Origin of the sequence: Floccifex sp., from assembly GCF_051873495.1 — a bacterium.
Classification (GTDB): Bacteria; Bacillota_I; Bacilli_A; order Erysipelotrichales; family Erysipelotrichaceae; genus Floccifex.
This window is the reverse complement of record NZ_JBJEEX010000106.1, coordinates 19588-30374: the sequence shown is the minus strand read 5'-3', so window position 1 is coordinate 30374 and position 10787 is coordinate 19588. Positions and strand designations below refer to the sequence as shown.

Annotated in this window: 8 protein-coding genes; all 8 read right to left on the bottom strand. The window is 31.1% G+C overall.

Translation table 11 applies throughout. The features are described 5' to 3' along the window. The coding region (locus tag ACI313_RS06245) for an ABC transporter ATP-binding protein/permease (RefSeq protein WP_439755564.1) at positions 1–2439 on the bottom strand (2439 nt) is incomplete at its 3' end. Positions 2440–2520: 81 nt separating this feature from the next. Further along, complete coding sequence (locus ACI313_RS06240) at positions 2521–3060, bottom strand: transcription repressor NadR (protein WP_320607867.1); 540 nt, start codon at positions 3058–3060, stop codon at positions 2521–2523. A gap of 58 nt (positions 3061–3118) precedes the next feature. Further along, complete coding sequence (locus tag ACI313_RS06235) at positions 3119–4621, bottom strand: LTA synthase family protein (RefSeq protein WP_320607868.1); 1503 nt, start codon at positions 4619–4621, stop codon at positions 3119–3121. Positions 4622–4689: 68 nt separating this feature from the next. Beyond that, positions 4690–5712 (bottom strand): acyltransferase, encoded by a 1023-nt coding sequence (locus ACI313_RS06230; RefSeq protein ID WP_439755563.1) that lies wholly within the window; start codon positions 5710–5712, stop codon positions 4690–4692. Beyond that, positions 5706–6401, bottom strand: a complete 696-nt coding sequence (locus ACI313_RS06225) for a hypothetical protein (protein WP_320607869.1) — start codon at positions 6399–6401, stop codon at positions 5706–5708. Before ACI313_RS06225 ends, ACI313_RS06230 begins: the two co-directional genes overlap by 7 nt. 10 nt (positions 6402–6411) lie before the next feature. Continuing rightward, positions 6412–8697, bottom strand: a complete 2286-nt coding sequence (locus ACI313_RS06220) for a transglutaminase domain-containing protein (protein WP_320607870.1) — start codon at positions 8695–8697, stop codon at positions 6412–6414. A 357-nt stretch (positions 8698–9054) separates the two neighbouring features. Then, complete coding sequence (locus tag ACI313_RS06215; RefSeq protein WP_320607871.1) at positions 9055–10077, bottom strand: NAD-dependent epimerase/dehydratase family protein; 1023 nt, start codon at positions 10075–10077, stop codon at positions 9055–9057. Continuing rightward, a complete protein-coding gene (locus tag ACI313_RS06210; protein WP_320104456.1) occupies positions 10077–10787 on the bottom strand; it encodes an IspD/TarI family cytidylyltransferase in 711 nt (236 codons plus the stop codon). The genes ACI313_RS06215 and ACI313_RS06210 overlap by 1 nt, the downstream gene beginning before the upstream one ends.

Here is a 10787-nt window from a genome sequence, read left to right as displayed (position 1 = left end):
TGTTTTAGCTTCTACAATGGTACTGATTGGCCAATTCAATAAAACGGTTAAGCCAATTCCAATTAAACCACTTGCCAATCCAATTATGAAGCTTTCGGCATTGAAGATATGTGAAATATCTTTTTTACTTGCTCCTATTGAGCGTAAAATACCAATTTCTTTAGTACGTTCTAATACCGAAATATAAGTAATAATTCCAATCATAATACTTGAAACAACCAATGAAATCGATACAAAGCCAATTAATACATAGCTAATCATATTAATAACCGTTGAAACAGATGAAATCATTGTTCCTACAATATCAGTATAACTAATCGTATTGTTTTTATTTCCTGCGTCTTCTTGCATTTGATTGTAGTCTTCAATGCAATCGGATAAAACTTCTTTACTATCAAAGTCTTTGGCATATAAAGAAATTTGTGTAGGAGAGTCTAAATCAACAACTCCCATTTTCTTTAAATTAGATTCCAATGTCGCATTAATATTGTCGTTATATGTTTCCATATACGCTAAAATTTCATCTTGTGACATCATTGACATTGCTAATTTTTCTTGATCTGTTAAAGAAGTAAAATCAAGTTTTTCACCATTTCTAAATTCTTTTCCAGTAAAAATATTTATGTCTTCGTTTTCTTTTTGTTCTTTTACAATAGCCGAGTTTTCGCATTGATCAATGACATAGTCTCTCATTTCGCTTGAATAATAAATACCTCCAAGCATTCCACTTGCCATCGTATTTTCTTTTTGACGAATGACTCCAACGACTTTAACTTCCGTAGCGTTATCGACTACCTTTTGAACGTAGTCTTCATCTTCGCTACGATCAATCCAAATGCCATTAACTTTTTCGAATAAATCTGAGTTTAAGACTAATTTAAATTTAGTATCCATTAATTCATCCATTGCATATGCTTCTTTTTCTTTGGTTGTTTTTACTTCTGAAGAAGATCCTTGTACAATTTTATTATATGAATCAACCACTTCATCTTGGTTTAAGATTCCTAAAGAATATAGTGCATAGTCAGTAATGTTATTGTTTTTATCAACGGCAATGACAACTTCATTGTAGTTTTCAGGCCAATTTCCTTCGATTAATTCAAATTCAGAATTTTTTAATTCTTCTTCATCTGGTAATTGAAGCCATACTTCATTGGCATCGGATGTAGAGGACATAATACTTGCACGAGCATTCATTAAATCACCCATTCCCAATTTATCAATTAATCCATTAGGACTTACTTGTACTAAGCCGCTATCTGTTTGTTCATTATAAACATTTAAATTTAGTCCATAAGAATATTCGATAGCTCGTGAATTATTACGAATTTCTTGTCCGTCTTCACTTTCAATATATGATTTTAATTCAGTTAAGTTATTTTGTTTTGAACTTGCAATGGATTCAAGAACATTATTGACAAAACTCTTAGTATAGATTTTATCCATGTCACGTTGTTCATCTTTTCCTTCACTATCCGGTGTCATTGATTCCATCATACTGGTCATATCCATTGTCGTAGCTTGAATACTGATTGGATAGGCAGTCATCGTATCGCTTTCTACGCCATCAATATAAGATTGAACTCCATTTGATAAAGATAAAATCAAGGCAATTCCAATAATTCCAATGCTTCCCGCAAACGAAACTAAAATCGTACGGGCTTTTTTGGCCATTAAGTTATTTAAACTTAATGATAAAGCAGTCATAAATGACATTACTGTTTTCTTTTCAGTATGTTCATCTACAATTGTCTCAACTTCTTCATATGGATTACTATCGTCTACAACTTGTCCATCAAATAAACGAATAATACGAGATGAATATTGTTGTGCTAAATCAGGGTTATGGGTAACCATGATGACTAATTTTTCTTTGGAGATTTCTTTTAAAATTTCCATAATTTGAACCGATGTATGGGAGTCTAGGGCTCCTGTTGGTTCATCCGCCAAAATAATATCTGGATTATTTACGATAGCACGGGCAATGGCCACACGTTGCATTTGTCCGCCTGACATTTGCGTTGGTTTTTTATTAATTTGATCTTTCAAACCAACTTTTTCCAGTGCTTCAATAGCTCTTTTTCGTCTTTCCTCTTTGCTTACTCCACTTAGAGTTAACGCTAATTCCACATTTGATAAAACACTTTGATGAGGAATTAAATTATAGCTTTGAAACACAAAACCAATTTTATGGTTACGATATGTATCCCAGTCTTTGTCAGCATAATTTTTAGTAGATTTACCATTAATAATTAAATCTCCACTTGTATATTGATCTAGACCTCCAATAATATTTAAAAATGTTGTTTTACCGCATCCACTTTGTCCTAAAATAGATACGAATTCACTGTCTCGAAAAGATAAACTAACACCTTTTAAAGCATGAACAACTTCTTCACTTGTTTGATAATCTTTTACGATATTTTCACAACGAAGCATATATACCTCCTTATTGAATAATTAACATGTGTTAAGGATACTATTATAAAAGTTAGATGTCAATTAAAAAGACATTCCCATTTATTTAGAAATGTCCATTGGTTCATAGTCTTGTAATTCGGCTAAAAAGTTCTTATTTTTTAATTGTTGTTCAATTAAATCTAATACAATTTGTGATGGTGCGCTAACGGTATGATAATGATAATTTGATGTAACGTTTTTTAAATACGTTGACTTTCCTGTTTTTAAATCATCAAGAAAATGTTCAACATCTTTTCGTGAATGAATTCCTAATTGAGCGCGTACAATGCCATAGGTTCTGTGATAAACAAATACATCTTCAACACATCCACCACAATCAACGATGCAATCTAATTCTTCTTTTGTTTGTTCATCTGTATGATTTACTTTAAATACACGACTTACTTTCGATACTTCATTTAGTAAATAGCCATTGCTTGTGGAAATAATATCATAATCTTTAGCACGTAATAACGCTATATCTTGAACAATGACTTGCCTGGAAACATGAAACATTGAAGCAAGACTTTTCCCTGGTATCGCATCTTTTGATTGTCTAAGATATTCAATTATTTGTTTTCTTCTTTCCGCTCCATTCATGTTTTTTTATCCTCCTTGTTATATAGTATCAAAAAGAAAATAGAATGTCATGGACATTCTATCTAAGTATGTAATTATCATAATAAGCGGATTGTTTTGATAACTCGCTATTAAATGTATCAATTCCCATTAATTCAACAAGCGTTGGTGTATCTAAATATAGATTTGTACCAAATCCAAGTCTAGGACTATCAAAAGTTACACCTAGACTAGCTAAAGTCGTTGGGAATAAATCATATGTGCATAATTCTCTTGTTTTATTTTGTTGCACAGCTATTGGTGAATTGATAATTGTATAATATTCTTTACGTACATAACCACTTGCTTCAATGTCTTGAAACCATGTTGTATCCATACAGTTGTGATCACCAGCTAATACAATGGTCGTATTTTCATACCATGGTTGTTGTTGTGCCCAAGCAATGAATTCTGCAACTTGTTTAGAAGAACAGCGTAGTACATTCGAATATTGATCATCATAAATGTTCTCACATTCATCACAAATGTATCCACCTGTAAAATGAGTATCAACTGTCAGCATTGTAAAGTTAAATGGTTCATTTTGACTCGATAGCTTTTCTAATTCGATTTTGGCAAAATCAAATAATTTAATATCCTCGTATCCCCACCAGACACGATAATCTGATGGAATCCATCCATTGACAATGGCAGATCCATAATCAACAATTTCATAATTTCCATGTTGTTCGAAGTAGTATTTTCTTCCTCCAAATACAGCATCCGATCCAATCATCAATTCATTGTGGTAACCGTTTTGAGCTAAGATATCACCAATACTATAAGCACCTGCAAGGTAATTATCTTCTTTTATGAATTCATTTCCATTTACACTAGTTTTAATAGGAATACCGCTTGTTTCTCCTATCATAGCTCCTGCCGTAAATCCATTTAATGAAGGAGCAATAAATCCATTGGTTCCAAATGTTAAATTATTTTCTTGAATGGATTGAAGCTCAGGAATCAAACTTTCTTCCATTGCCCCACCATGTTCTTTATCTTCATATGTTTGTTCCATAGACTCTAAGAAAATATAAATTAAATTTCTTTTTGTCTCCGGGAATGAATATGTCACATTTTCAGGATTTACATAATATTGTTCAAAAATATTACTTGGATGTTTTAAGTTATATAAATATTCGTCTAAGCGAATTTGTGCTGAGCAATTATAGGCTCCTAAAAAGCAACAGATCATGCATCCAATACTAGACGCACATACAATAAAAGCGTTTTTTCTTCTAGAATATGTACCTTCTTCTAAATTCTTTTTCTTATTTTTATGAATGAATAACACAAAGCATAAAAAACATACCGTAAAAACAATCGGAGCTGGAAGGCATGTACGTATAAAATCAGATACATAACTTGTATCGGTTCCTTCTAATGGACTCATCAAGTGATACAATATTTCTTCAAATGGAATATTTCCAAATGTAGCAGGAACCCATTTTCCTACTTGAACTAATAAAATTCCTAAAAATACCATCAATACAAGAACTGTCCATAATACAATATTTAAAACTTTACTTACTTTTTTCTTCATACTTCACCTGTAAATTTTACGTAAAGGATTATAGCACAGTAAATAAAAAAGGTGAAAAATTATTTCACCTAAATAAATTTCTTGATGATTGGAATATGTTTTAAAATCACCACAATTAAATACGAGATTATAAATATTCCTAAAACACCTAATATAAAATTAAGTAATACGATATTTTGATATGGATTAAATTGTAAATACTTCAACAATAAGCGTACAAAGATCATGTGAATCAAGTAAATACCAAATGATTTATCATCAATTGAATTGATAATTGAACTTCTTCTAAAATTAAAGGATTCCATTAAACTAAAAATAGAAATGGATTGAACTACCACAAATATAGACGAATAATTAGTTAGGGTCGAAAAATCTAACCCATTTTTAGTTTCAAAATAAGTTGTCACAATCATTCCGATTGTTGAAAGAATCAACAATATAATGGATTGTTCTTTTTTTATGTTAACTATCTTATTGTGCATCGCATATCCTAAAAAGAAATATAAAGGATAAATTGATGATACCATAATATAAAATTCTATATCGAATCCAAATACTTGAAATATTGGAATCATTGATAAGAAAATTGTATAAAGAATTAATAAGTATTTTATGTCTTTATCACTTGCTGATCTGGTTACTAATCGATAAATAGGCAACATCAAATATAGTCCTATAATCAAATATAGATACCATAAATGTGACCAGCTTGTTCCTTGAAAAAAGTTCAAAATAATTGATTTAATCCATCCAAAACTAATTGCTTCATTATGTGTAATACAATCAAAAATACCAAAGATAATAACACAGAATAACAATGCTTTAATAATTCTTAAAATATATTTTGAAAAAATTGTTTTATAGCTAATTTCCTTTTTTGGATTTAACAATAATGCACCGGTAATCATTACAAAAATGGGAACACACCATAAAAGTAAGTTCAAAATACATTTTGAAATAATGTATTGATTCACTGTGATTTCTGTTCCATATAAACCAATTGCACCATTTAAGAAATGAAGCAAAACAATTCCGATGCATGCCAAAACTCGCATGTATCGGAATGATTCTATTTTTTTAGTTTCTACCATGTATCAACATTATCTCCTAAACAACCTTCATTGCTCGAACTAGCACTATCTTGCACTGGTTCTTGTACAACAGGAGCAGATTGTGAATAATCAACTTGAGGTTGTTGTTCTTGATATTGTTCAACTTGTGGTACTGATTCAATATTTTCCTGTGCTTGTTCAGCCGCCACTTGCTTATCTTCAATAATTTTTTCTTCACTTTCTTGTGTTGAAACTTTCGCATCATCAGTTTTAGAAGTATATGTAATATATCCTACACCATCATCTGTTAATTTTAGAGAAACTTTTGTGGTATCGGCAAATGGGAAAGCGTGCAATTCAACAAAATCATCTGTTCCAAAAGAAACTTTAATTGTATATTCAGTTGTTGTTTCCAAAGTTGAATCAGACTTTTCTGTATCATTAGTTGCATCATAATATAACATACGAGATTCATCTGCAACAAATACATCATCTTCTTTTAACATGTTTTCGGAATAGTCATCCATCGTATCCGTTTTAATCGAAAAACCTACAATGTCTTTTCCAGTTGCATTTTTAATTTCAACTTGATATACATTTTCTCCTTCAACTTTTTCACCAATTGTTTTTAACTCTACAACTTCTTCTTGTTCTTCTGTTGTAGAACAACCAGTTAGTACTAATCCAAAACAAGCAAATGCCATCAAAAGTGTTTTTAATAATTTCATTTTATCCTCCCTAGTTCATTCGTGAATAATCATGATATTTTAATGATCCTGAAGAACCATATCGAATCATATATCCATTTCTTCCTAATTCTTTTTCAAAGTCAGGATCACATACATATGTAGTTCCATCAACAACAATTTCCACCCATGAATGTGGTGTATTATAAGAACCTTGTCGTCCTCCTACTTGATAAGCTTCATAACCTAAATCACGTGCTAAATATGTAAAGGCTGCTGCCATTACATAACAATTCCCTCGTCTGTTCTTAAATCCATAAACTGCGTAGTTTTCGCTTCCATACGAGTTGTAGTCAGCTGGTTCATAACGTGAATATGTAAAGTTTTTCGCATAATTAAATGCTTTACGTAAATCATTTCCAAGTGATTGGTTTACATTATGCGCATATTGTTGTGCTTGACTAATCGTTTCACGATAATAATTAGCATTTTGATATGGTGAATTTCCTTTTAAACATAATTGAATTTCAATTCCTTTGATGGCGTGATCAATTTTAGTTGTTCCAGCCACTTGGTTATTTTTAGCCCATCCTAACCAGCCAAAATTTTGAACATTCGTGCGATAATATACATCATAGAATTTTGCTAAATCACCTGTTAATGAAACTTTTATTGCTTCTACTTTATTTGAAACGATACATTCATTTCCACTAGATGCCTTTTGCCAACCATCAGATGTCGAATAAAGTGAATAAGAAATATCACCATTTAATGTATTCGCATTATACGCACACTTCAATCCATATAAATTTTGTGATAGATCACCCGCTACATTTCCTTGTTTCTTTTGTTCTTGCCACTGATCATTAAATCGTACACTATAAGTTATATTACCAACCGATTGTTTATCTATGAAAGAAGCTCCACCAGTAATCATCGTATCACTAGTTTTTTCTACAAGTTTGATTTCTATGGCTTCGATGCGTTTCCCAAATCCTTCACTTCCAGCTTTTTGACCATTGGATGCCCAATCTAACCATCCAAATGATTGCACATGAACACGATAATAAATATTATACAAATCTGCCGCTTTTCCAGTTAATCGAATTCGGAACGCTTCCGCACGTTTTCCTTGACCTACCGTTCCAGCAATTTCATTATCACTGACCCAATTTTGCCAACCAATATTCTGAACATGTGCTCGATATTCGATACCACCATCAATATCATCGGTTAAATGAATTTTTAGTGATTCTAATCGTTTTGATTCACCAATTGTTCCGCATGTTTGACCATCTGCAACTGGATTCATCCAACCATTGTATTGCACTTGACCTTGATATGTCACAAGTCCCTTTTCATATGCGGAAACAAAACTATTCCCTACTTCATATCCTGGTTTTCCTTTTTCTACTAAAACAATTTGAATAGCCTCCATGCGCTTATAATATCCTTCGGTTCCAGCTTTTTGTCCATTACAAGCCCATCCTAGCCATCCAAATCCTTGAGAATGCACTCGATAATATATGTCGTATTTTTGTGCTAATTCATCTGTCAATTTGATTTGAATTGCTTCTAATCTAAGACTTTGCCCTGTTGTACCAGATAATTCTCCATTACTTTTCCAATCTTGCCATCCTATACGTTGAACATGACTACGATATTGAATGGATCCATTTAAATCAGTGTCAGATAATTTAATACGAATAGCTTCCATTCTTAAAGCTTGTCCTTGCGTACCTGAGGTTTGTCCATTTTTAACATAGTCTTGCCATCCTATACGTTGAACATGACTTTGATATAAAACATCACACTGTGAATCATTTTCTGATTCTTCGTCTAATAATAATTCAGAAGTACATGTTGGTAACATTAATGAAGCACTTGAATTGTTGTTCAATTTCCAAGAAACTGTAGAATTATATGCTTCTTCTTTAAATGAACCATTAACTTGAATCAAACCATAAATCAAAGAATAATCTATTTCATCATTTGTGAAAATGATATCTACAATTCCATTATTTATAGTATATGATCCAATTATTTCTTGTGCTTCATTGTTTTCATCACCAAACTTATATGAATAAATTTCAACAGGTTCACTTATATTTTCAAAATTCATATACGCAGTTGGTAATTGAATAGATGCAGTATCATCCTTTGATGGATGATTTTGATTAAAATAAATTGAAAAAGATAAGTTTGTATCATTTTGTTCTTCTAAATTTACAATAAAATCAGAATCATTTGTCCAATCTTTATATTCGTTTCCATATATAGGAATACTGAAAAAAGAAAGACACAATATTAAACTTAATAATTTTTTAATACTCTTCATTCTTTACCCCCATCTTAAAATTTAACACAGAAATCTTACCCCCCTCGTATACCTTTGTCAATTATAAAAAGGCTTAAAACATATATTTTTTTAAAACATAAGAAATAATTCCAATCGAATATATCACGGATATTTTTGGGTATATAAAAAGACAATTAAAAAAAGGAATGAAAAAGAATAAAAATTGAATTGAATCATTTAAAAACAAGGGAATGTGCAAAAAGAGAAGAATAAGAAAATATTAAAATTTAATAGATGAGTAGTTCTCTTAAGAAGATAATATATTAATTTATTTTAATAGGCAAATAAAAAAAGTGATATATTAAACACCACTCTATTTGTTATAGCAAAATGAAATTATTGTTCTAAAATATCAATTGTGACTTCAATTCCCTGTTTTAAGCTATATAAACAATGCCATCCTAATTCTTTTAGTTTAGTGTTATCTAAAACAGCTAGAGGAACTTTTGAGAATCCTTTTTGTTCAGTTTCAGTTGGCAAATCAAAAACCAACTGTGAATTAGCTTTTTCACAAATCATAGTAGCCATTTCTTTTATAGAATAAACAGACTGATCACCTGATATATTGTAAGCTTCACCGTTTTTACCTTTTGATAATACAGTTAACATTGCACTTACAGCATCAAAAACATAACAATGAGAACGTACTTGTTCTCCTTTACTTTTCATGACAATGTTTTCGTGGTTTACACCATTTCTAATAAAGGAAGAGATGGCTCTTGTATCCGCATTTGTCATCGTAGGTCCATATACATGACAAGGACGAACAATAACACAATCCAAATTGTATTCATCAATATATGACTGACAAAGTACTTCACTGCTTCTTTTTCCTGCTGGATAACAACTTCTTGAAATTGAATAATCAACTGGTCCAACATAACCTTCATAGAAACTTGTCATACCATCTTGTGCAACTCCATACATTTCTCCACTTGAAACATATAAAACACGTTTTATATCATTGTTCTTAGCGTATTCTAATACATTATACATTCCAAAGAAATTTCCTGTAATGGTTTCAACTGGTTGTGTTGAATACAATTTGGGACTGGCATTACTTGCTGCATGTACAATATAATCTACTTTTTCTTTTAAAGTAAAAGGTCGAGTTACATCTTGAACAACATACTCAATATCGTTATAATCACTAAATCGTTTTTGTGCCTTTTCTTTTGAGCGGACTAAACAATATATTTTTATGTTAGCTCCTTTTTTATTAAGCATTTCAAGATAATCAACTAAGGCAGATCCAATCATCCCTGTTGCTCCTGTAACCAAGAAAGATGAATTTTTAAAATGTTCAAATAAAGAATCTACATAAAACTTTTCTAAATCTGTATAAAATAGTGCATTCATTATTTTAACCAAGCTTCCTTTTCTGAATTTAATAATGACTTAAATAAATCAATGTCTTCAACCGTTGTAATCTTCATGTTTTTTTCAGATCCTTTTGAAAAATAAATTGTTTCTCCTAATTCAACCATTAAAGTACAAGTCGCAACGGAATTCGTAATACCACGTTTTTTAGCTTCTTCATGGGCCCATAACAATTTTTTTAATGGGAATGTGTGAGGTGTTTGTGTTCTAAATAAATCATTTCTTGGAATCGAAGTATTTGATGTTTCACCATTATCACTTTTTAAAACAGCTTCTGTACAAGGAATAACCGAAACCGCTCCCCCATGAATTTTACATTGTGCAATACTGTCAGAAATAATTTCAGAAGATACTAAAGCTCTATTTCCATCATGAATCAAAACAATATCATCTTCGCTAATCTCTTCTTTTAGTTTCATTAAACCATTGTGGATAGAATCTTGTCCGCTTTCTCCTCCTGAAACAATCCATTTTAGTTTTGTGATATTAAATTGATTTGCATAGGCTCTCAATACTTCATGCCATCCATCTAAACAAACAACTAAAATCGCATCGATATTAGGATGATTTTGAAATGCTTCCAATGTATAAATAATCAATGGTTTATCATTAATATGCATAAATTGCTTAGGAATGTCTTGTCTCATTCTTGTTCCTTTACCCGCTGCCGTTAACAATGCTACATTCAT

Coding starts and splice junctions, on each gene's coding strand:
- ACI313_RS06230 (WP_439755563.1), bottom strand. CDS start 5,712: ATGGTAGAAACTAAAAAAATAGAATCATTCCGATACATGCGAGTTTTG.
- ACI313_RS06220 (WP_320607870.1), bottom strand. CDS start 8,697: ATGAAGAGTATTAAAAAATTATTAAGTTTAATATTGTGTCTTTCTTTT.
- ACI313_RS06225 (WP_320607869.1), bottom strand. CDS start 6,401: ATGAAATTATTAAAAACACTTTTGATGGCATTTGCTTGTTTTGGATTA.
- ACI313_RS06235 (WP_320607868.1), bottom strand. CDS start 4,621: ATGAAGAAAAAAGTAAGTAAAGTTTTAAATATTGTATTATGGACAGTT.
- ACI313_RS06215 (WP_320607871.1), bottom strand. CDS start 10,077: ATGAATGCACTATTTTATACAGATTTAGAAAAGTTTTATGTAGATTCT.
- ACI313_RS06240 (WP_320607867.1), bottom strand. CDS start 3,060: ATGAATGGAGCGGAAAGAAGAAAACAAATAATTGAATATCTTAGACAA.
- ACI313_RS06210 (WP_320104456.1), bottom strand. CDS start 10,787: ATGAATGTAGCATTGTTAACGGCAGCGGGTAAAGGAACAAGAATGAGA.